General features: G+C 44.4%; 21 protein-coding genes and 1 pseudogene. 19 read left to right on the plus strand and 3 right to left on the minus strand.

Annotated features, from left to right (window positions below):
- Positions 1 to 176 precede the first annotated feature (176 nt).
- The gene (locus tag ACZ449_RS23470) at positions 177 to 1,340 is read left to right on the plus strand and encodes a type III PLP-dependent enzyme (protein ID WP_464258461.1); all 1,164 of its coding nucleotides are present in this window, start codon (positions 177 to 179) and stop codon (positions 1,338 to 1,340) included.
- A 119-nt stretch (positions 1,341 to 1,459) separates the two neighbouring features.
- On the opposite strand, the gene ACZ449_RS23475 is transcribed toward ACZ449_RS23470, so the two are convergent.
- Both ACZ449_RS23475 and ACZ449_RS23480 read right to left on the minus strand, forming a co-directional pair.
- Positions 1,460 to 1,825 (minus strand): P-II family nitrogen regulator, encoded by a 366-nt coding sequence (locus ACZ449_RS23475; protein WP_464258462.1) that lies wholly within the window; start codon positions 1,823 to 1,825, stop codon positions 1,460 to 1,462.
- A 34-nt stretch (positions 1,826 to 1,859) separates the two neighbouring features.
- Positions 1,860 to 3,281, minus strand: a complete 1,422-nt coding sequence (locus ACZ449_RS23480; RefSeq protein ID WP_464258463.1) for an ammonium transporter — start codon at positions 3,279 to 3,281, stop codon at positions 1,860 to 1,862.
- 605 nt (positions 3,282 to 3,886) lie between these two features.
- On the opposite strand from ACZ449_RS23480, the gene ACZ449_RS23485 reads away from it, so the two are divergent.
- The 14 genes and pseudogenes from ACZ449_RS23485 to ACZ449_RS23550 all read left to right on the plus strand — a co-directional run bounded on the left by ACZ449_RS23485 (position 3,887) and on the right by ACZ449_RS23550 (position 17,943).
- Positions 3,887 to 4,681: a corrinoid protein gene (locus tag ACZ449_RS23485; RefSeq protein ID WP_464258464.1), complete on the plus strand. Its 795-nt coding sequence runs from the start codon at positions 3,887 to 3,889 to the stop codon at positions 4,679 to 4,681.
- A gap of 4 nt (positions 4,682 to 4,685) precedes the next feature.
- Entirely contained in the window at positions 4,686 to 5,180 is a 495-nt protein-coding gene (locus ACZ449_RS23490; RefSeq protein ID WP_464258465.1) for a helix-turn-helix domain-containing protein, read from the plus strand.
- Between the two features lie 410 nt (positions 5,181 to 5,590).
- A complete protein-coding gene (locus tag ACZ449_RS23495) occupies positions 5,591 to 6,250 on the plus strand; it encodes a corrinoid protein (protein WP_464258466.1) in 660 nt (219 codons plus the stop codon).
- A gap of 5 nt (positions 6,251 to 6,255) precedes the next feature.
- Positions 6,256 to 7,647, plus strand: a pseudogene (locus tag ACZ449_RS23500) (monomethylamine:corrinoid methyltransferase).
- A gap of 166 nt (positions 7,648 to 7,813) precedes the next feature.
- On the plus strand, positions 7,814 to 9,727 hold the full coding sequence (locus ACZ449_RS23505; protein WP_464258467.1) for an ASKHA domain-containing protein: 1,914 nt from the start codon (positions 7,814 to 7,816) through the stop codon (positions 9,725 to 9,727).
- 41 nt (positions 9,728 to 9,768) lie between these two features.
- Positions 9,769 to 10,644: a uroporphyrinogen decarboxylase family protein gene (locus tag ACZ449_RS23510; RefSeq protein WP_464258468.1), complete on the plus strand. Its 876-nt coding sequence runs from the start codon at positions 9,769 to 9,771 to the stop codon at positions 10,642 to 10,644.
- A 29-nt stretch (positions 10,645 to 10,673) separates the two neighbouring features.
- Positions 10,674 to 11,507: a pyrrolysine--tRNA(Pyl) ligase large subunit gene (gene pylSc, locus ACZ449_RS23515; protein ID WP_464258469.1), complete on the plus strand. Its 834-nt coding sequence runs from the start codon at positions 10,674 to 10,676 to the stop codon at positions 11,505 to 11,507.
- Between the two features lie 42 nt (positions 11,508 to 11,549).
- Positions 11,550 to 12,638 (plus strand): methylornithine synthase PylB, encoded by a 1,089-nt coding sequence (gene pylB / locus ACZ449_RS23520; RefSeq protein WP_464258470.1) that lies wholly within the window; start codon positions 11,550 to 11,552, stop codon positions 12,636 to 12,638.
- Positions 12,629 to 13,816: a 3-methylornithine--L-lysine ligase PylC gene (gene pylC, locus ACZ449_RS23525; RefSeq protein WP_464258471.1), complete on the plus strand. Its 1,188-nt coding sequence runs from the start codon at positions 12,629 to 12,631 to the stop codon at positions 13,814 to 13,816. The genes pylB and pylC overlap by 10 nt, the downstream gene beginning before the upstream one ends.
- Positions 13,817 to 13,840: 24 nt before the next feature.
- Positions 13,841 to 14,659: a 3-methylornithyl-N6-L-lysine dehydrogenase PylD gene (gene pylD / locus ACZ449_RS23530; protein ID WP_464258472.1), complete on the plus strand. Its 819-nt coding sequence runs from the start codon at positions 13,841 to 13,843 to the stop codon at positions 14,657 to 14,659.
- 21 nt (positions 14,660 to 14,680) lie between these two features.
- A complete protein-coding gene (gene pylSn / locus ACZ449_RS23535; RefSeq protein ID WP_464258473.1) occupies positions 14,681 to 15,040 on the plus strand; it encodes a pyrrolysine--tRNA(Pyl) ligase small subunit in 360 nt (119 codons plus the stop codon).
- A 51-nt stretch (positions 15,041 to 15,091) separates the two neighbouring features.
- Positions 15,092 to 16,444 (plus strand): uroporphyrinogen decarboxylase family protein, encoded by a 1,353-nt coding sequence (locus ACZ449_RS23540; protein WP_464258474.1) that lies wholly within the window; start codon positions 15,092 to 15,094, stop codon positions 16,442 to 16,444.
- 80 nt (positions 16,445 to 16,524) lie between these two features.
- On the plus strand, positions 16,525 to 17,463 hold the full coding sequence (locus ACZ449_RS23545) for a CobW family GTP-binding protein (RefSeq protein ID WP_464258475.1): 939 nt from the start codon (positions 16,525 to 16,527) through the stop codon (positions 17,461 to 17,463).
- Positions 17,464 to 17,481: 18 nt separating this feature from the next.
- Positions 17,482 to 17,943 carry an N-acetyltransferase family protein gene (locus ACZ449_RS23550; protein ID WP_464258476.1) on the plus strand — a complete coding sequence of 154 codons (462 nt, stop codon included), beginning with the start codon at positions 17,482 to 17,484 and terminating at the stop codon, positions 17,941 to 17,943.
- 232 nt (positions 17,944 to 18,175) lie between these two features.
- Here the strand turns inward: ACZ449_RS23550 and ACZ449_RS23555 are convergent, their stop codons facing one another.
- Positions 18,176 to 18,958, minus strand: coding sequence for an IclR family transcriptional regulator (locus tag ACZ449_RS23555; protein WP_464258477.1), 783 nt, complete (start codon positions 18,956 to 18,958; stop codon positions 18,176 to 18,178).
- Positions 18,959 to 19,258: 300 nt separating this feature from the next.
- On the opposite strand from ACZ449_RS23555, the gene ACZ449_RS23560 reads away from it, so the two are divergent.
- From ACZ449_RS23560 to ACZ449_RS23575, 4 genes are read left to right on the plus strand one after another with little or no spacing between them, the layout of a single operon-like run.
- Positions 19,259 to 19,384 carry a hypothetical protein gene (locus tag ACZ449_RS23560; protein WP_464258478.1) on the plus strand — a complete coding sequence of 42 codons (126 nt, stop codon included), beginning with the start codon at positions 19,259 to 19,261 and terminating at the stop codon, positions 19,382 to 19,384.
- 53 nt (positions 19,385 to 19,437) lie between these two features.
- A complete protein-coding gene (locus tag ACZ449_RS23565) occupies positions 19,438 to 20,334 on the plus strand; it encodes a dihydrodipicolinate synthase family protein (protein WP_464258479.1) in 897 nt (298 codons plus the stop codon).
- Between the two features lie 34 nt (positions 20,335 to 20,368).
- Positions 20,369 to 21,514, plus strand: a complete 1,146-nt coding sequence (locus ACZ449_RS23570; RefSeq protein ID WP_464258480.1) for an iron-containing alcohol dehydrogenase — start codon at positions 20,369 to 20,371, stop codon at positions 21,512 to 21,514.
- A gap of 58 nt (positions 21,515 to 21,572) precedes the next feature.
- Complete coding sequence (locus tag ACZ449_RS23575) at positions 21,573 to 22,868, plus strand: MFS transporter (protein WP_464258481.1); 1,296 nt, start codon at positions 21,573 to 21,575, stop codon at positions 22,866 to 22,868.
- Positions 22,869 to 22,931: the final 63 nt, after the last annotated feature.

A 22,931-nucleotide genomic window follows, 5' to 3' on the forward strand; every position in this document is an offset into this window, starting at 1 on the left:
ATATAGTAAGGTAAAATTGCATTACAGGCTCATGATTAAGATGCGATTTTCCCGCGTATCCTATAGCGGTACGCGGGTTTTATTTTAATAAAAAATTTGCTTGCACTTTGGGGCAATTATGTTACAATCATATAGTACTTTTCGAAAAACGAATAGACAAAAAGGAGCGATGATAAGTGAAATATTTTAGGTTATCCCAGGACGCTGTCAAGGCACTGGCTGATACCTACAGCACACCCTTGTTGGTGCTGTCTTTGGAACAAATTGAATTAAATTATAATCTGCTGGCTGAGAATATGCCAGATATTAAAATATATTACGCTGTCAAAGCCAATCCGGACGAACGAATTATCCGGAAGCTTGACGCGCTTGGCAGCTATTTCGACGTCGCATCTGACGGCGAAATGCGTATGCTGAAGCAGTTGGGTATTGACCCTGACCGCATGGTGTATGCTAATCCGGTGAAAACAAGCAGTGGTTTACAAGTAGCGCACGACGTTGGAGTGCATAAATTTACCTTTGACAGTGAAAGCGAAATTGCGAAAATGGCAGCAGCTATTCCTGGGGGGGCTGTTTTACTGCGTATCCGGGTGGACAACCCGCATGCGTTAGTTGATCTTAATAAAAAATTTGGCGCTCATCCTGATGAGGCATTGGAGCTTTTGACCAAAGCGCAGGCAGCCGGACTTGATGTGGCTGGGTTGTGTTTCCATGTGGGCAGCCAGTCAACAAGCAATGCGGCCTATCTTGATGCACTCAAAAGCTGCCGTAAACTTTTTGATGTGGCTAATGGGTTAGGCATGAACCTTCGCATTCTCGACATTGGCGGTGGGTTTCCTATTCCAACATTGACTGAAGAGCCTGATGTGGCAGAGATGGCAACAGATATTTATAAAGTCATTCGGCAATATTTTCCTGATACTGAGCTTTGGTGCGAACCTGGCCGGTATATCTGCGGCACGGCAGTTAACCTGATTACCCAGGTTATTGGCACTAAGGTACGCAACAACCAACAATGGTACTTCTTGGATGACGGTTTGTATGGTACTTTTTCCGGCGTTATTTTTGATCACTGGGATTTTGAACTGGAGACCTTTAAGACTGGTAAAAAGATCCCGGCCACCTTTGCGGGGCCAAGCTGCGATTCGCTGGACATTATGTTCCGGGATAAACATACTGTGCCAATGGAGATTGGTGATTTGATTCTGGTGCCTAATTGTGGGGCTTACACTTCAGCTTCGGCAACTGTATTTAACGGGTTTGCTAAAACGCAAATTGTTGTGTGGGAAGAAGTATATGAAGCAATTCAAGCAAAACTTGAGTTAGCTACTGCTGGATAATGAAATAGCTTTATTATAAAAAGTAAAACCTTCCGCGTGTGCGGAAGGTTTTACTTTTTGTTAGTTACTACAAAGGCAAGGAGTCGCCTGCAGAAAAAACGGGTGACTCCTCGGTGTGATTACGTGTTTTTGGGGTCCATGATTGCAATATCGCCTTCTTCACCTGTACGAATTCGCACTGCATTGGCAACAGGATAGACGAAGATCTTACCATCGCCCATTTTTCCAGTTCGGCAGACTGTTTTTGCTGTTTCGATAACTCGCTCTACCGGAACTTCGCAGACCACGATTTCAACTTTAACCTTTGGGAGCAAATTAACACTATATTCTTGTCCACGATAAACTTCTTTGTGTCCTTTGCTAAGGCCACAGCCATATACTTGAGTAACTGTCATGCCGGTTACATTAATTTTATTCATGGCTTCTTTAAGTGCCTCTAATTTTTCTGGACGGGTAATAATATCGACTTTGGTTATGGGGTTCATGTTTTTCCCTCCTATTACACTACTGGCATAAAGGTTATGCTAGTGTGGTTTCCTTAACAGTTACTTCATTGCCAGAGATGCTGATTGGCGAAATGTTGAGCGGGGAACCTGTCATAAGATCTTGATAGGCGTAGCCGCGTTCGCCGTGTTCGGTAATATCCATGCCTTGCACTTGCTGTTCATCGTCGGCTTTGACTTGCATGAATAAACCAATGGCTTTGACAATCAGGAAGGTCATGACAGCAGCAAATATCCAGCTTGTGCCTACGCCTGCAAGTTGTTTGAAAACTTGGGCAGCATTTCCGTAAAATAAGCCATCAGCTCCTGCGGGATTGACTGCGGTGGAGGCAAAGAAGCCGGTCGCAATAGCACCAAAGGTGCCGCCTACACCATGAACTCCGAAGGCGTCCAAAGAATCATCATAGCCAAATTTGTGTTTGGCTATTGCTACAGCGAAGAAGCAGATAACACCGCCCAGTAAGCCCATAATGATGGCAGACGGTACAGTAACGAAGCCAGCTGCCGGAGTAATGGCTACAAGACCGGCGATACAGCCGGAAGCTGCACCGAGCAGGGTGGGTTTGCCATGATACAGCCATTCAGCGACTACCCAGGAAACGGTAGCGGCAGAGGCGGCAACGTGAGTTGTAACGAAAGCAACAGTTGCCAGTCCATTGGCGCCAAGAGCACTACCGGCATTAAATCCAAACCAGCCAAACCACAGTAGGGCGGCGCCTAAAACGGTCATAGGTAGATGATGGGGAGCCATTACTTCACTGCCGTACCCCTTGCGTTTGCCAATCATCAAAGCAAAGACCAGACCGGATACACCGGAAATGATGTGTACTACAGTGCCGCCGGCGAAGTCAAGTACGCCATATTCGCGCAACCAGCCACCGACGCCCCAAACCCAGTGAGCGACAGGATCATAGACCAGAGTAGCCCAAAGTAATACAAAGACCACAAACGCGGGAAATTTAACCCGTCCGGCCACAGAACCGGAGATGATTGCCGGAGTAATGATAGCAAATACACCTTGGAAAATCATGAAAGCCAGTTGGGGAATAGTAGCAGCGTAGTCGGGGTTAGGATCGATGCCGACACTACTTAATCCAACCCAATCCAAACTACCTAATAGGTGATTGATGTCCGGGCCAAAGGCGAGTGAATAGCCCCAGAGGACCCATTGAATTGAAATTACGCCAAGACAAATAAAACTTTGCATTATAATACTCAATACATTTTTAGTCCGAACCATTCCTCCGTAGAAGAGTGCTAAAGCTGGAGTCATTAACATTACAAGTGCTGCGCTAATTAATACAAAGGTCGTATCACCTGTATCAATTTTGGGTGGTTCAAGCGCTGCAGCAGCGTCGCCTTCAGCGGCTAAAACTACAGGAGCCAAAAGTAGTGTTAAGACTAGAAGTATACCCAGAAGGGTGCATGGCTTTTTCATGGTAATAATCCCCTTTTTATTTAATGTAAAAATAAATACCGATTAATTTGAATGTCTGGGACTAAATCAAATATCTCTGAAAAAGGCAAATGATATCTGGTTTATTTTGATATGGGATTATTTTCATAGCCAGCACCTCCCTGTAAAAAAATAGTGAAAATAAAACATCCTGGAGAAAGCAAGCTCCAGGACGTCGGTGTCCAGGTGATAGGGTAGTAAATATATAAGGCGCTTATCCAGATTTCTTGAACCAAGAAATCTGGATAAGCGCCTTTGCTTACTAATATAATCGCGTCTGTTAAATTGTTTCCGTTATTTATCAGAAGTATATCACCTTTATTTTATAATTGCAATAGGGTATGTATAAAAAAATCAAGCGATAAATAACAACACTAATTTTATTGAAAATGAACGAATGATCTTGTTCTGGACCATTGACAGTAGCGACAATAATTTGTTATTATAGATTTTAGATTCAAGTATAATTTTTATGGCTTATAGAACAAAGACGTTCTGACGGTATTAACCCGCAGAGCGTCTTTTTATATTATCTAATCACTATTAGGTTATGTTCCGGAGGAACTAATGATTGGGGGCTTTGTCTCATGCGTCCGGATAGAATTATAAAGAAACTGAAAAAGTCGGTAGAGGAAATGGAGATAGTATTGGTGGAGAAGGCTGCAAGGGAAGCTGTTGCCGCCGGAACTGATCCTGTTGTTGCAATTAATGAAGGTTTGGCCAGAGGGATGAGAACAGTAAGTGACCTATTTGATGAAGGTGAGGCTTTTGTTCCGCACCTATTAGTTGCTGCTGAAGCATTTGAAGCAGGAGTTGCGATTTTAACAGATTCGATGACTGCAGAGAACAAAGTGCGGTCAGTGCAAGGTAAGGTATTGATTTTTACTGTGCAGGGCGATATTCATGACATTGGTAAGAATATTGTTAAGACTATGTTGCAAGCTAGTGGGTTCAAGGTTATTGATCTAGGCAGAGATGTAGCTATTGAGGAGGCTATCGACAAAGCTAAAGAGTATGAGGTAGACATTATTGTGGCAGCGGCGCTTATGCGGACTACTATGCCAGCTCAGCGTGAGCTTGTTCAAGCTCTGGACGAAGCAGGCATACGCGGGCGGTTTAAATGCATGTTTGGGGGTTCGCCGGTATCTGCTGACTGGGTGCAGAAAATTGGTGGTGATGCCTATGCCGAAACAGCTTCTGATGCTGTGGTCAAAGCCAAGTTGTTAATGGCTGACATTCGGGTAGTCAGCGGTTTGGATAAAGGCTGCCCGACAGACTTGACAAATTCAGAGGAAACTGATATTATACGCCTGCATAGAGGTGCGGTTAAGTTTTGCGCTCGCAGTGTGCAGCTTATAGGGAACAGCCCAAGGAAAGGTTGAGTTTATGCCTAGGGTAGCGGTCAAAATTGAATTAACAAATGAGGAAAGGGCCGAATTAGATAAGAACGTAAAAGGGCATAAGGTTGAGAAACGTCTTTATATTCGGTCAAGAATTATTCTTTTGGCAGCAGCAGGCAAGGAATGTATCGAGATTGCGGAAATACTGGGTGTTTCGGAAAAAACCTGTCGCAAATGGCGAAATCGGTTTGCTGAGAAGCGGCTTGACGGTATTGTTGATTTAGAAAGAAGCGGTGCGCCTGATACGTTTACGGAAGAAGAACGTCTGGAAATTATCCGTTTGGCCTGCAGCCAGCCGGAAGTGCCCAAGAACTGGACGCTGGCTTATTTAACAGAAACGGCCAAAGAAAGAATTGGCCATTCCATTTCCATTGAGACTGTGCGGCAAATTTTGAAATCCACAGATAGAAAAGCGGTGGTTGTCCCACCTAGCCAGCATAATATGTATATTAAAACGACCCCCGTGCCGGGAAACGAATGAATGTTGCGTTGTCGCAGATTAGCGGTAACCCTACAGACAACAATATATAGAGAATTTTTAAAAGCAATGGCGCTTGTTGGAATCAGCGCCATTGCTTTTTGTTTTTCTAATCATTGCGAGGCTGGCAGTGATGGGGACCACACTTCTAATTTCAAATAAATTAATGGCGTTATAATATAAAGCGAGATGCTTTAGAAAATAAAGTAATTTTAAAATAGAAAGACTATAAAAGAGTATTGCATTTAAAAAATGATGGTGATATAATACAAAACATAGAATATCAAGTAAATACATACCGTTATAATAAAGAGACAGTAGGTAGAGTTATCTGTAGTTGGAAATTCCAACAAACTCAAAACGGTATTTATTTATTAGATAAATATAAAATGAATGGAGGGGAATTTTACTCAATGAGCCAAAGTGAGATTTTAGCAAAGTTGAAAAACGCAGTAGAAGAGATGGACAGCGAGCTTGCAGAAGCCGCAGCAAAAGAAGCTATCGCAGCCGGCGTTGATCCACTTGTTGCCATTAACGATGGATTGGCAGCAGGCATGCAGACTATGAGTGATCTTTTTGATGAAGGGGAAGCCTTCGTTCCTCAATTAGTTGTGGCGGCCGAAGCCTTTGAAGCGGCAGTGGCTATATTAAAAGACGCAATGCCACAAGACCAAAGAGACAAATCTTCCAAAGGTAAAATTCTGTTATACACTGTTCAGGGCGATATTCATGATATTGGTAAAAACATTGTAAAGACAATGTTGTCAGCTAGTGGCTTTGAGGTATTTGACCTTGGACGAGATGCTGCCACACTAGAAGTTATAAGTAAGGCCAAAGAGCACAATGTAGATATTATTGCTGGCGCCGCGCTTATGACAACAACAATGCCAGGTCAGCGTGATGTTGTTAACATTTTGAAAGAAGAAGGCATCCGCGACCAGTTCAAATGCATGTTTGGCGGTGCGCCGGTGTCGCCTGAGTGGGTCGAAAAAATTGGCGGCGATGCTTATGCTGAAACGGCGTCAGAAGCAGTAGAAAAAGCAAAAGCCTTAATGGCAGAAATACGGGGGTGATCTGAATGGCATTAGCCAAAGTGTTGACGGTTTTTGATATTTATGAAAGAGCTAAAACCGGCCCGAAATTCGAAGAGAAAGAATGGGATTTCAAAGTTATTCCACAGACTGCGGCCAAGCTGAAGAATAAGTACGGCATTAAAATGGATAAGAAGCAAATTATCCCTACTGACAAGGAACAAATAAACAAATTGTTCCAAGCTGGTTTGGAAATGTTGGTAGAGTGTGGCATTTATTGCATCGATACCAACCGAATCATTAAATATACCAAAGGCGAGGTGCTGGCAGCCATTAAGGCCGCGCCAACCCGTGCGATTTACGGTGAAGGCAAACAGGCGGTAGTTATGTCGCCGCGTAGCTATACTGATAAAAAAGCGCCGATTATTCAGGGTGGACCGACCGGAGCGCCTTGTTCAGAAGAACAGTTTTTGGCAATTCATCAGTCTTACGCCCAGGAGCCGTTAGTCGATACCATTGTTGACGGGGTTCTGCAGACCATCAAAGGTTACGACCCAATCCCCGGCAGCCCGTATGAGATTGCGGCAGTAAAATCAGAAGCTATTATGGTACGGGCGGCGCAAGACAGAGCCGGACGCACCGGTATGGGGCTCTAGGGGAATGAAACTTCACTTTCACCCGCAGGAGTAATCGCAGCCGATTTTCCTGGCGGCATGAGGCCTTCTGACAGCCATGAAGTGTCCCAGCTAAATGAGTTGAAAATCGATGTAGGTGCATTGGTATTCACTGCTCATTATCAACTAGCTGGCAATCTCATCATGTGCGAACAGATGCCTATCTATGGAGGTTATGCAGGCGGTCTGGAAGAGACAACTATCGTCGACGTAGCCACCACCATCAATGCCTTTGTAATGACAGGGGCAACCTGGCATTTGGACGGTCCGGTTCATGTGCGTTGGGGCATTACAACAGCCAGAGAGGCTCTTGCTGTTGCTGGTCACTGCGCCATGGCAATCGAGGCCAACACCAATTTAATGCTAGGCAATCAATACTATACACTGGCAGGCCCGTGCACAGTTATGTGCCTGTTGGAAACAGCAGCCCAAGCCATTACCGATACGGCCAGCGGCCGGGAAGTACTCTCCGGGGTAGCCGCAAGTAAGGGCGTAGCCACCAACTATACTACCGGTATGGAAGCCAGAATGATGGCTGAAGCCGCCTGGGCGGTAGCTGGTATGGAAACCGCCAAGGTAAATGAGATTCTCGATAAGCTGGTAGCTACTTATGAGAAAGACTATAAAACTGCTCCCAAGGGTAAATCGTTTGAAGAGTGTTACGATGTAGTTAAACTTGTTCCCACCCAGGAATATCTGGATGTATATGATGAAGCCGTTAAGGTCCTTACAGGTTTGGGCCTGGATTACTGGACAGAAAAGTAACAGCTGGAGGTTCCCCCTGCAGGGAATTTCACAGTCTGTTGACAGAAATTCTTTCAGGGGGAAATCCCCTTATATTATGGAGGGTGGATCGTAGAGATCGCATGGACTCTAAATTCATGCAGCCGGGTGCGACTCCCGGACTCTCCGCCATTTATGGAGTAAAATTATGAAATGTACAGTTATTTTTCAACCGGCAGGCTGCCGGGGAATGATTTCTCGTGGAAAAAGCGTGCTTACAGCCGCTAGAGAATTAGGTGTAGCTATCGAAGCGCCTTGCGGTGGTGGTGCGGTCTGCGGTAAATGCAAGGTAATAATTGATACTATGGCGAGCGTGTCGCCAATAAGTGAGAAAGAGAAAAAAGCGCTCAGCGCGGAAGAAGTAGCAAATAACTATCGACTAGCGTGTTGCGCTGAAATATGTAACGACGTTGTGGTGATTGTACCGCCTGAGAGTATGGCGCTGGATCAAGTGGTGCTGGAAGATGGAACAGCACGGTACTTTTCGGTTAATGCAGCAGTGAAAAAGTATTATGTGGAACTGAATAAGCCTACTTTAGCTGATTGCCGGGATGATTTTTTTCGTTTGAAAGCGGCCATAGAAAGTCGGTTTATTCAGATTGACAAACAAATAACGATTGATTACACATTGCTCTGCAGATTACCTGATATCTTACGGCAAAGTGACTGGAAGGTCACGGTTGTGTTATGGCAGGACAGCGAGATTGTTGCTGTTGAGCCAGGAAGGGTTACTAAGGCTTATGGCATTGCTATTGATGTTGGTACAACAACCATAGCCGCGTATCTGTGTGAGCTTACCACCGGGATGACGATAGCCCAGGCATCAAGCATGAATAGTCAGGTTGGCTATGGTGATGACGTACTGTCGCGAATTTCCTATTGCGTAACTAATGAGGATGGTCTTGCTAAACTACAGCAATTAATTATCGCTGATATTAACACCCTTGTCAGGAATTTAAGTGAACAGGCAATGATTAAGGCTGAAGATGTTTTGGAAATTGTACTTGTTTTTAATACGGTTATGCACCACATTGCATTACATATCAATCCTCAATATATTGGCAGTGCCCCTTTTACCGCTGTTATTAAGGAGGCCATGAATGTTAAGGCCCGCGAATTAGGAATAAAAATTGCTGCAAGCGGTTATGTTCATTGTTTGCCGCTGGAAGCAGGTTTTGTTGGTGCTGACAATGTGGCGGTACTTATCGCTGAGCAGCCACATCGTCAAAGTAAGATGAGTCTAATTGTAGACATTGGGACAAATGGCGAGATTAACTTCGGTAATAAAGCGGGTGTGTTATCTGCCTCCTGTGCCACCGGTCCGGCGCTCGAGGGTGCTCAAATCAAATTTGGTATGCGGGCGGCACCGGGAGCTATTGCTAAAATCAGCATCGACCCTGAAACCAAGGAACCTGAGATTGAAGTAATTGAGTCAGCCACAGATAGCAAACCTTGCCTGCCTCGTGCCAGAGGAATATGTGGTTCAGGAATAATTGACGCTGTGGCCGAATTATTTAAAGCAGGAATTATCAGAAACGATGGCAGTTTCAATAAAAATATTCAGTGTTCCCGCTTGCGCAAAGGGGATACAGGAAAATTCGAATATGTACTGGCGTGGGCGGCAGAAACGGCCATTGAGCAGGATATTACCATTACCCAAAAGGATATACGCGCGGTTCAACTTGCTAAGGCGGCCCTCTATGCGGGAGCAAAGATTCTCATGCAGAAAAAGGGTGTAGCCCAGGTTGAATGTATAACCTTAGCAGGCGCCTTTGGCAGCTATATTGACAAAGTGAATGCGTTAGTTATCGGCATGATTCCCGATTGTGATCCCGCCAAAATAGTAGCAGTGGGGAATGCTGCCGGTGAAGGTGCAAAATTAGCCTTATGTGATCAAGATAAACGGGCTGAGGCCCAGGAAATAGCCAAATCTGTACAGTTTGTGGAGACAGCAGCAGAACCCGGTTTCCAGGAGGAATTTCTTCAGGCGATGTATCTTCCGCATGGCAAAGACCAATTTTTGCATATTGCTGAAATACTTGACAAGATTCCGCGTTCGTAGCCATAAGTAACTGACGAAAGACTTAGAGGAGGCAGTGATCCATGGGAAAGCCGATTCAATTTCAATGTAAATGGGATACTGCCGAGGTGCTGCCTGACACAATACTGCGTTCGGCTGGTATTAGTTATTATCAGGCCCATACCGAGCGGCAGGCGATGGCGCTGGTTGCAGAGGGAAAGCGTATAGTAGAGCGTGACTCAATTTGCAGGATTCCTTTTTGTGTGACAGTAGAGGCAGAGGCCTTTGGTGCCAAGGTAGTGATACCAGAAGATGATACTGGGCCAACCATAAGGGAGTACCGCTTTTCCTCAATGGAGCAAATAGCTGAACTGGATGAGATTGACTTGACTTGCGGCAGAATCAACGAGGTGCTAAGCTGTATTGCTATTTTGCGAGATAGAGGCAATGCAATTGCCGTTAATGTGGAAGGGCCATTCACCATACTAGGACTGCTTATTGATTCGGCTGAGTTATTTAAAGGTATTTATCGGCAGCGCAAGTTGTTGGAACGAACCTTGTGCGTTCTGGAAAATAGTATTGTGAAATATATAGAAGCCTGCGTAGCCCAAGGCGCAATAATTATATCTTACGCAGATCCCACCGGGGCACTAGAATTGGTAGGACCCAAGCTATATCAGGAATTCAGCGGTAAAAGTTCCTACAATATTCTCAAACGAGTAGATAGCAAGCTGGACGGAGCGCTGATTCACTTGTGTGGCATAAGCTCTCTTAGTCTGGAACGCGCTGGTTTCTGCTCATCCAGGCCGGTATCGGTGCCGGAGGCCTGTACCTATGGTAACAGCTTATGCCATATAGTAGCCGAGCATAAGGATGTCAAGTTGGTAGGGCATAATTGTATGAAAAGTACGCCTGTTGTTCAGAAAAATCCGGTAGTGTGGCAGATTGAATTAAGGTAGGCTGGCTGTAAGTGGAGGTGCAGAAGGTAATGGTAACTTGGACAGATATTCAAAGAAAACGTTTAACGGAATTGAATGCCACTGAGGTACAACGGCAAATGTCTTTTGTTACCGTAAAAGATAGGAACGAAAGCTTTAAGAAACTAGAGTCTATCTTAATAAGTGTTGCTAAACTCCGCTTGGAGCAACTGCGCACCGAAAAAAAGCGGTCAACGCTTAGTCTGTTGGAGACCAAGCTAGTTACAGCGCTAACTGATAACGGGTTTGTGCAGGTGACGACGCCTATTATTCTTGCCAAGAGTCTGCTTGCTAAAATGACTATTGACGAGGAACATGAACTATTTTCTCAGGTGTTTTGGCTTGACGATAAAAAATGTCTGCGCCCAATGCTTGCCCCTAATCTGTACTACATTTCTAAAGACTTAATGCGCTTATGGGAAAAGCCTGTGCGCATTTTTGAGATAGGTTCTTGTTTTCGTAAGGAATCTCAGGGAAATAATCATTTGAATGAATTTACTATGCTCAATTTAGTTGAGTGGGGCCTGCCGGAGGAAACCCGTCATCAACGTCTGGCCGAGCTGACTACTATTGTGATGCAGGCAGCCGGTATTGCTAATTACCAGCTAGAGCCAACGACTTCGGTGGTATATGGTGATACGTTGGATGTTATGCATAACGATATTGAATTGGCTTCCGGTGCTATGGGGCCGCATTTCCTTGACGGTAAATGGGGTATCGCCAGTACCTGGGTAGGACTTGGTTTTGGCTTAGAGCGTTTGGCGATGGTTAAAGAAGGCGGCCAAAATGTGCGCAGTATGGGGAAAAGCCTGTCCTACCTAGATGGGGTACGGCTAAATATTTGAGGGCGGCGCTTTAGTGTTGCCGGCTAGGGAGGATGCATTGCTATGAAACAACTAGATACTATTCTTGATAAAGCTGTTCAGCACGGCGCAATTACAACGCAAGACATGGTGTATTTATTGCAGCTTACCCAGCCTGCAGACCGGGCAAAGCTGTACCTGGCCGCCAGACAACGTCGTCAGAGTATTTTTGATAATAAAGTATTTCTTTACGGCTTTGTTTATTTTTCCACTTATTGTCGTAATGACTGCACTTTTTGTTATTATCGTAAATCGAACAGTCACTGTCAGCGTTACCGCAAAACATCCCGCGAGATTGTGGATATTGCCGATGCGCTGGGGGAATCGGGCGTGCATTTGATTGATTTGACAATGGGTGAAGACCCGCAGTATTTGTCAAACAGTCAGGTTGGCTACCAACAGTTGATTGAAGTAGTAAAAATGGTCAAACAAGCGACCATGCTGCCGATTATGATTTCACCTGGTGTCGTTCCCCGCGAAGTATTGCGGCAGCTGCAGCAGGCTGGAGCTGAGTGGTATGCCTGCTATCAGGAGACCCATAACCGTGAGCTGTACGGTAGATTGCGGCTCAATCAAGAATACGAGGAACGGTGGGGTATCAAGGTCTTTGCCAAAACACTTGGTATGTTGGTTGAAGAGGGACTGCTTGTTGGTGTGGGCGATAACGTCCAGGATGCAGCTCATTCTTTGCGGGAAATGAATAAGCTTGGTGCCGATCAGGTTCGGACTATGAGCTTTGTGCCGCAGCCGGGAACGCCTTTGTATAATACAACTGCCGTAAATTCGATATATGAACTCAATGTTATTGCAGTTATGCGTTTGCTATTTCCTGAGCGGTTAATACCGGCATCACTCGATGTAGAAGGTATTCAAGGATTGAAGCAGCGTCTGGAGGCTGGCGCCAATGTAATTACTTCAATTATTCCGCCAGATTCTGGTTTGGCTGGGGTATCGCAGAGTACACTGGATATTTCGGAAGGCTACCGGACTGTCATGGGAGTAACGCCTATTTTGCGGGAATGTGGTTTAGAGCCAGCCACACAGCAAGAATATGCGCAGTGGCTTAACCGGCGGCTGGGATATGGCCTTAAGGAGGGAATTGTGTGCGAGTAGCTGTATTAGGTGGAAAACTGCAAGGAGTCGAGGCCTGCTATCTTGCCCACAAGGCTGGCTGGGAGGTAGCGATTGTCGATAAAAATCCGGCAGCGCCGGCAACTAAACTAGGTCATGAGTTTTATTGTTTTGATCTTATGAATAACGATAAGTTGCTTGATTTACTTAGAGAAGTGCAGTTTGTAGTACCAGCTCTGGAAGACAAGGCTGTGCTTGATAATATCTACCAATGTGCCAGACAGGTGGGTGTAAAGGTAGTCTATGATCAACAGGCTTATGCGCTTTCTGCTTCTAAGCTTGCATCAGACAAATTATTTGCTGAATTAGACGTGCCTGCACCCAAGCCCTGGCCTTTGTGTGAGTTTCCGGTTACGGTAAAACCGTCAGGTGCCAGTGGCAGTGAAGATGTGTATTTGATCAGAAATCCCCAGGAATTGGCAACGCTACAGCAACAGTTAGGTGGTTTTGCAGGCTGGGTAGTGCAGGAATTTTTAGAGGGGCCTTCTTACTCCATTGAGGTTGTCGGCTGTAATGGAGAGTATCGCACCTTTCAAGTCACCGAGTTAGCCATGGACGAAGTGTATGATTGCAAACGAGTTCTGGCACCAACGGTACTGTCTGCCGCTAAGGAGCAGGAGTTTTGTGAGATAGCATTGACACTTGCCAGGCAGCTGCAACTAAATGGAATTATGGATGTGGAAGCCATCTACCATGACGGTCTGTTTAAAGTACTGGAGATTGACGCCAGACTGCCTAGCCAGACGTTGACAGCAGTGTACAATTCGACAGGGATAAATGTATTGGAAGCGTTGTGGAGTGGGTTAAATCCGAGTAACCAAACGAATTTGGAAAGTGCGGCGCAGGGTGTGATCTACGAACATATCAAGGTAACCCCGGAGTGGCTGGAAGTCTGTGGTGAACATATTATGGCTTCCGCTGGTCAGCTAACGTTATACCAGGACTTTTTTGGCGCTACAGAGGCATTATCTAACTATAGTCCTGATAAACAGGAATGGGTGGCTACCTTGATTATTACGGCTGAGGATCAGCAGCAGGCCTGGGCGCAGCGTTGTCAGGTCATTACTACCATTATGAACCATAGCCGGGTAGATCGGTATCATGACGCCGAACCGCCAGTGCCTGGCAGGCAGGCGCTGTGTATCAACAAGGCTGTATAAGGAGTAACCACAGGAGGTGAGGTTTTGACAAGGCTGCAGGAAGAAGATATTTGTTATGTTGGTGAGAGTTTAGAGAATTATGATTTGCAGTTATTGCAACGTACAGGGCAGAGTCTGGCAGGCATTGCCGCCCATTCCTTAGGCAAAATTCCTGAAGATTTTGCCGCGGCACGGCAGGATATTTCGATAGGGATTGTTCCGATTGCGTATGGACAAGGCATAATCAATGGATTTTCTGAAACAGTCCAAGATATTATTGAATTTCTAGGGTTTTCTGCTTTTGTCACCAAGCTGCCGAATATTGGCGGTTTAGCCGAAGCCGTAACCAGTGGGGCTAACGTTATTTTTCTGGCAGATGATGATAAATTTGTTGCGCTCAATATAGCCAGTGGCAAGGTTAGTGACAATGGTGAGGCCACCGGGCGGGGATATGCGGCGGCACTGGCATTGATGGCCGGTAGTGTGCAAGGTAACAAGGTACTTGTTATCGGTGCAGGACCGGTGGGTAGCGGGGCGGCGCTCTATCTGGCAAAGCAGGGGGCTCAGGTAATAGTCCATGATCCGGATTCTGAAAAGATAAGCCAGCTAAAGCAGCTTATACCAGGTATTCATGTAGCCTCTAAACTGGACGCCGCGTTAGCTGAGTGTAACTTAGTGCTTGAGGCTACACCGTCTGAAGATACTATTATTCCACAATACATTACTGGTGCTACCCGTGTTGCCGCGCCGGGGATACCGCTGGGGTTAAACCCAACGTGCCGCGAGCTGCTGGCTGAACATTTAGTTCACGATGTTTTAGAAATCGGAGTAGCGACTATGCTGTTTACAGCGTTAGTAGAGTAATGCCAAAAGGAGGGAGTAGCCATGGCCAAGAGTGGGGTTGCGCTTGTTAAAAATGATTCATCGGAAACGGCCAATAAAAAGAAAAAATACTATCGGAAGAATGTCGAATTTTTCAAGCTTATTGAGAAGATCAAGCTATGGCCATCGCGAACAGGTATGCTCCATGGCATTAAATCCATTAAGGTTACTGGGGAGATTGCGGAAATTATTACCCATTGTGACGAAAAATTTATTGTTTGGAATTCGCGTACCAGCAGGGCGGCCAGGTGGCTGCGCAATAAATGGTGTGCCTGTGCCTGTAAAAAATGCAAGATACCGACTTGGAAGATTGAAAAGTACACAAGCACTATGATGACGCAAAAATGGGGCTCTAATCTATAAACAAAGGTCATGATGTTATAGGATCAATATTAATTTTTGGAGGATGAGATAATGAATGGTAAAGAGCGAGTATTAAAAACCCTGAGTTTTGAGCCTGTGGATAGAACACCGTGGGTTCCCTATGCGGGTGTCCAGACCGCTAATTTGATTGGCGTTGATGCCGAGACTTACTTAAAAGATGCCGATAATATTGTGAAAGGTATCATGAAGGCCTATGAATTGTACCAGCCAGATGGGTTACCGATTGTATTTGATGTGCAAATGGAGGCTGAAGCCTTAGGGTGTAAACTGAAATGGTCAAAAGATAATCCGCCAGCCGTAGATGTCCATGTGTTGGAACATAAGGAATTGTCTGAACTTACATTGCCTACCGAGCAAGACGGCCGTTATCCGATCGCGCTAGAGGCCTCGCGCCGCTTGGTAGCTGAACTTGGTGATAAGGTTGCACTCTATGCACTTATTTGCGGACCATTTACGCTGGCACTGCATTTAAAGGGAACCGACCTTTTTTCTGATATGATCAAGCGGCATGAAAAGGTCGATGAGGTAATGCAGTTTTGTACTACTGTATGTAAAGACCTGTCTCGGATGTATGCTGCAACTGGCGTTGATATCATTGCCGTTGTTGATCCCATGACTTCGCAGATTGCGCCCAAGCAATTCGAGCGTTTCGTCAAGCCTTCTACTATCGAATTAAATCGCTATGTAAAATCGCTGGGACTTAAGGTAACAAGCTTCTGCTGTGGTAATGCTACCAAGAATATTGAACTTATGTGCCAAACCGAGACAGATGGCATTGCTTTTGACGAAAACGTCAGTATGACTTACGCGAAAGAAATTGCCACTAAGTATAAAGTATCGTATGGCGGTAATCTACCCTTAACGACAGTAATGATGTTTGGCTCGCCACTGGAAAACGTAGACGAGGCGCGCAAGGAAATAGAGCTTGGCCAGGGTGTGGGCTATATTCTCTCCCCAGGTTGTGACATCCCGTTTGATACGCCGATAAACAACCTGGTGGCTATCTCCAACTTTGTAAATGGCAAGCCCTCTTCATTGGAATTGCTGGAATCAGAGCAACAGTTCCATGAAGAAGATGAAGCCGTATTTGAAGATGTTGAAATCAAGCCAGGCCAGGTGTTTATCGAGATTGTAACCCTGGATTCGGAAGGCTGTCCGCCGTGTCAGTACATGTGCGAATCGGTGAAAAAGGTACTGCCTCGTTATGAAGGTCGACTGACTTGGCGCGAATCGCTTGTGAAAACCCGGGCCGGTATCAAACGCATGGCTACATTGGGGGTTAAGAATTTACCTGCTATGCTGATTAATAATGAAGTAGTGTTTGATAATATTATTCCATCAGATAATGAATTGATTGAAGCTATTGAAAAACGGATTGGCTAGTTATTGGATAGTTTCTACAATGGCCTAGAGCTTGCTCTAGGCCATTGTGTTAAAACCGCAATATATTAGGAGGTGCAGTTATGAGCAGGAAACCCATAAAACTTTATTTGCTTACTGGCTTTTTGGGGGCAGGTAAGACCACTTTTTTAAAACAAATTATTGACAGTCTTGCCAACAATAAAATTGGCATTTTGATGAATGAATTTGGCAAAATCAGTGTTGATGGTGTTTTGCTCCAACAAAATGGGGTTGATATTGTGGAGCTTAATAACGGTTCCGTGTTTTGCAGTTGTTTGAAAGGGGCCTTTATTGACGCGTTAATTACCTATTCAGAATTGCCAATTGAGTATTTATTTGTGGAGGCCTCAGGTATGGCTGATCCGTCAAGTATTGAGCACATACTCAATTCCATTATTGGTAAAGTAAAGGGGCAAAAGTATGATTATCAGGGGGCCATCTGCGTGGTAGATGCTCTAAATTTTTTAGATCAGGTTGATGTCTTGTTGCCGATTGAAAGACAAATTGCCGCAAGTAGTTTTATTATGCTCAACAAAGTGGACTTGATAGATAACCAAGCTATATCAGAGGTAGAACAAAAAATACGTAGTATTAACTCTGAGGCCGAACTCTTGAAAACCAAACATTGTGAGGGTGGCTTGGATTTTTTACAGCGGACATTAAAGAATGTATCAGGCATTGCCAGTGAGACGTGCTGCAATACTCCCACGAACAGACCTGTTGCGCATATTCTCAGTGTTGCAGGCAGCTTTGACAGAGAAAAATTTATGGTTTTTTTACAGTCTTTAGTGCCCTGGACGCTGCGAATAAAAGGCTTTTTTCAGCTAAAAGAGGGTTGGATGCAGGTTGATATGGTAGGTAGTCAAATAGATGTTAAACCAACAGACATAACCCGGGCTGTATCAGAGTTAGTTATTATTTCAGCCCAAGGGTTGCCAGCCTTACAAGAAATTTACATGAATTGGGATAAGAGCTTTGCGGTAGAGATGTCTTTAAATTAAAGGAAGAGGAATAGGATAATGACTTCAGAGGTAGTAATTAGAAAAGCGGTATCTACCGACATGGACGCCATGATTGAATTACTCAGACTACTATTCGCGATTGAGACTGACTTTGTGTTTGATAATGACAGGCAGCGGGCCGGATTAACTTTCTTGTTGAAACCGGATGATGCCTGCTGTGTTCTGGTGGCGGAATACGCCGGGCAAGTTGTTGGTATGTGCACGGCGCAGCTGCTTATGTCTACGGCTGAAGGTGGGATAAAAGCAGTGATTGAAGATGTAGTGGTCAGTGAAGGCTGCCGGCGACAGGGTATGGGCGCCAAACTGTTGACGGCAATCAAACAATGGGCGGTTGATAAGGGGGCAAGACGTTTAGACCTGTTGGCTGACCGGCGTAACCAGCCGGCACTCAGCTTTTATCAACAACTAGGCTGGTTTGAAACAGAACTGATGTGTTTACAGAAGAAGACCGGAATCTAAGCATTTTGGCCAGTATTAGCTTGTTGTTATTTCAGCTGAGTTGGCAGGAAAACTGCCGAATAAGAAGACTATTCGAAGATTTCCTGAAGGATGCTTTATTGAAAATGCCGTTGTCGGCTGAAAACAAAGGATTACAAAAGACTGCTACTATAGTAGCAGTCTTTTGTAATCCTTTGTTTATTATTCCGGTGTGTTGGATTTCATTATCATTAATACCAAGGACAGGGTGAACTTACGACGGAAAAGTTAATAAGTCTACATTAACGTTGATAAAAATTTGTTCTATCTTTTTTTGAGAGGCTAAAAGTAAATCCCGGATTAGAGACATTTTTTCGGGGGTTGCCCGAAATTTGGGTACGCTGACGCTGATTGCGGCAATGACCTGATTGTCTTTGCAGAGTGGCACGGCCAGACACTGCACGTTATTAGTAATTTCCTCTGATTCTGTTGCAATATTTGATACACAAATCTGACAAAGATTTGTGTATAGGATAGAAAAATCAGTGATGGTTTGGGGCGTGAAAGCTTGCAATCCTTGTGGGTAGAGCTGGTGCAATTGCTGGGGAGAATGCCGGCTTAGCAAGGCTTTGCCCAAAGCGGTACAGTAAGCGGGTATTTTTTTGCCGGCGAAGGAGACCAGCCGAATAGGTTCTGGAGAATCAATTTTGGCAATATACAAAACATCTCCCTTGACGAGAATACCCATTTGGCAGGTTTCCAAACACTTGTTCACAATGAGTTGCATTTCATCTTTTATGATAGTGAGTACATTTAAATCTTCCAAGTAGGAAGAACCGATAACAAAGGCATTAATACTTATGGAATAGCGGGACGTCATTTTATTTAAAGAGATGAATTTTCTGTGGCAAAGGGTCCGTATAATTGGTAGGATCGTACTTTTGGGAGCATCTATGGCTACCGCTATTTCAGTCAATGTATGGCCTTCGTTGGAGGAGGCAAGCAGTTCCAGTATGTCAAGCACACGGGATGTGGGGCGATGTTCATCAAAAGACAAGAAGTAACATCCTTTCCAAAATAAAATTGATTTTAGAATAGCACGGAAACAGAAAGATAGCAAGAATGCAAGCGCCCTTTTTAAAGAATTGAAAGTATCGAAACAGATTTATAAGCTTAAACTTTAGCGAAATTGCCACAAAACGTCAATAGAAAGCATTGACACAAAAATTGGTCGATGCTATTATTGAAAACAAGAGGTTTGTATATATGAATCAATTCGTATATACAAACAAAAATATATAAACCTAAAACTATTAAGGCGAATTAGACTTATTTTAACAGAATGGGAGGCGGGAAAATGGTTAACACCATATTGGTGAACCAAAAGGTCAATGCGGTCGTGGTTTGCCGAACTAGTTGCCTGGAATTTCACAGTCTGCCAGCCGGAGGGCAATGGGGTGGTACATACTCTGGCTGCACTTGAGGGTTGACGAAAACCAACGAATAAATTTATGGACTATAAGGATGGACGAAGGAATGAAAAAGGCACAATTTCTTACACCGGTGGTTACTGCATTTGATAAACATGGCAACCTAGATTATCAGGCTAACAGAAACATTTATGATTTTTTGATTGCCGGCGGAATCGACGGCATCGTAGTGATGGGAAGTACCGGCGAGTTTTTTTCCATGTCAATGGAACAAAAAAAAGAACTGATTGATATCGCCGTAAACCATGTAAACAAACGGACTCAATTATATATTGGAACAGGTTGTATGTCGGTTGCCGATACAGTTGAGTTATCCAATTATGCTCATGCAGCTGGAGCGGATGCCGTTATGATTGTCAGCCCTTATTATTTTAACTTGACACCAGCCAGCATCGAATTGTTTTACGATGAGGTAGCTTCCAAAACGCAAGCGAGTATTTATTTATATAATTTCCCCGACCGGACAATTCATGATTTGACACCGGAAATCATGCTTAACCTTGCGCGAAGACATAAAAATATTGTGGGATGCAAAGATACGGTAACGGAAATGAGCCATACACGGGCGATTATTAATGCACTGCATCCAGAATTTCCTGACTTTGTGGTACTTTCTGGTTACGATGAAAATTTTGCCCACAATATTCTGTGTGGAGGCAGTGGGTGCATAGGTGGTTTGTCCAACCTCGCACCAGATTTATTTGCTTCTTGGGTTAAGGCAATCAATGCACATGATTTTATCCGAGTGGAGGAGATTCAGCATCAGGTTGACTTTTTAATGAGGCTGTATGACATTGGCACGCCCTTTATTCCCATTATAAAAAGAGCCATGATGCTGCGAGGAATTGAAATGCAAGACTACTGCACTATTCCATTTATTCAGGCAGATGGTCGACAGTATGAGCAACTCAAGGCACTCATGCTGCAGGCAAATTTGCTTTAATAGATATCTACAGTACATAAGGAGGAATCTGATTATGAGCGTTTATTATGTTCCATCGGTTAACCTTATAGGCAAAGGGTGCCTGGCAGAAGCAATACAACCTATTCAATCCCTGGGAGCCCAAAAGGCATTTGTTGTAAGTGATAAGTTTCTAACTTCCAGTGGAACCGTGAAAAAGGTAACCGACCTACTGGATGAAGTCGGTCTTGCCTATGTTCTTTTTAATGATGTGAAACCCAATCCGACAGTTGGAAATGTAAATGCAGGCCTTGAAATTCTGAAAAGAGAAGGCTGCGATTTGGTTATTACCATAGGCGGTGGCTCTCCACAGGACTGCGGTAAAGCGATTGCCATTCTTGCAACCAATGGCGGTGTTACCAAGGACTATGAGGGCGTCAATAAAACATCCAGGAAATCACTGCCTATTGTTGCCGTCACTACTACGGCCGGGACTTCGGCGGAAGTAACAATTAATTATGTTATTACGGATGAAGAGCGTTATGTAAAAATGATTATGGTGGATACCAATTCCCTTGCGGCTATCACTGTAAATGATCCCGAATTAATGATTGGCAAGCCGGCCGGTTTAACCGCTGCCACCGGTATGGACGCCCTGACGCATGCTGTTGAAGCGGTGGTGGCAAAAGGGGCTTACGATATTACCGATGCTACTGCTCTTTATTCTATTAAGCAGGTGTTTGACTACTTGCCAAAAGCCGTGAAAGATGGAAATGACATTGAAGCCAGAGAGCAAATGTGTTATGCCTGTTTCTTAAATGGTATTGCGTTTAGTAATGCTGGACTTGGAAATGTACATGCAATGGCCCATCAGTTAGGCGGTTTATATGATTTGCCCCACGGCGTCTGTAATGCTATGCTGCTCCCCCATGTAGAAGAAGAAAATGCAAGGCAGGCGCCAGCTAAATTCCGCCTGATTGCAGCTGCCATTGGCATGGATACAGTAGGTAAATCAGATCAAGAATGTGTTGATTTTGTAATCGAAAAAATAAGGAATCTTTCCGAAGAAGTCGGAATTCCCAAATCGTTAAAAGAGGTTGGCGTAACTAATCCTGATTTTAATAAACTAGCTGAGTTCGCTATGAAGGATGCCTGTGCAGGTGCTAACCCGGTATATTTTAACAAAGAAAAGTTAATTGAGTTGTTTAAGAAAATTGCCTAACTGCCAATACATTGTCGATAACATGAGTCAGTCAACCAACTAAAGAGGAGGGAAATTTATGATTCAAAACGAAGGTATTCCCAATGGACGATGGCATCATATCATTCCTGCGACAATTATTGTCTATATTGTTGCATTTATTGACCGCACAAATATTAGTTTCGGAATTGCAGGAGGAATGGATCAAGATTTAGGCATGTCAGCCACACTTGCCGGCTTGGTTGCTGGAATTTTTTTCGTGGGGTACCTCTTTCTACAAGTACCGGGAGGTCATATTGCCGAGCATGGTAGTGCCAAAAAATTTATTGCTTGGACAATTGTATTTTGGGGTGGTTTTGCCATTCTCACTGGATTTGTAAAGGAAGTTTGGGAGTTAATTGCGATTCGGTTTATCCTTGGTGTTGCAGAGGGTGGTGTATACCCGGCAATATTGGTCCTAATTAGCCACTGGTTTCCAAGTCATGAACGGGCACGGGCTAATGCCTACTTTCAAATGAATATTGCTATTGCATCTATTATAGCGGGTCCTTTATCTGGCTACATCATTCAAATATGGGGCTGGCGGCAAATGTTTATCATTGAGGGAGTTTTATCGCTAGTCTTACTCTTTGTGTGGATGCCATTAATTAATGATTATCCTCGTCAGGCGAAATGGATTACAAAAGAAGAACTAGAGTGGATCGAATCTAGTCTTGCTGCTGAACAAAGAGAATTGAGCAGTTCTGATACTGGAGTCAAAAATAGCTACAGAGGAGTTTTTTCCAGCTTAAATATGTGGAAGTTAATTATCATCTATTTTTCATTACAAGTCGGTTTTTATGGATTCTCGCTTTGGATGCCGGCGCTAATTAAGCAAATTACCAAAACTGGATTGGGAATGGTCGGAATTTTGACCATATTGCCTTACGTGATGACAATTGCCGGTCAGTACTTCTTCGCTAAATATTGTGACCGCACTATGAACCGTAAATTATATACGGCATTGCCGCCACTCGGATTTGCAATTTGTCTGTCGCTGGCTATCGTTTTTAAAGAAGATATGTGGGTATCGTATGCTTTTATGGTTGGGTGCGGTATCTTTTTACAGGCTGCCACCGGTCCCTTCTGGACATTGCCACCTGCAATGTTTTCGGCTGAGGTAGCCGGAGGTGCAAGGGGAATTATTAATGCTCTCGGCAATTTGGGCGGATTTATAGGACCGTACCTAGTCGGTTTTATTACAACCAACGTTGGCCAAAACTCCGCAATATACACACTGGTAGGTTTTTTGATTCTTGCTTCAGTGGTTACGTTTTCATTACCCCGCAGCACGGAGGGGGAAGCGAGAGTTCAGGGTTGCTCAACGGCTAACTAACCAATTAAACTGTTATTGATTTGCTATAGCAAAAATTCTTACTTCGAGATAGCGGTAGTAGTT

The organism is Desulfosporomusa polytropa (assembly GCF_055380075.1).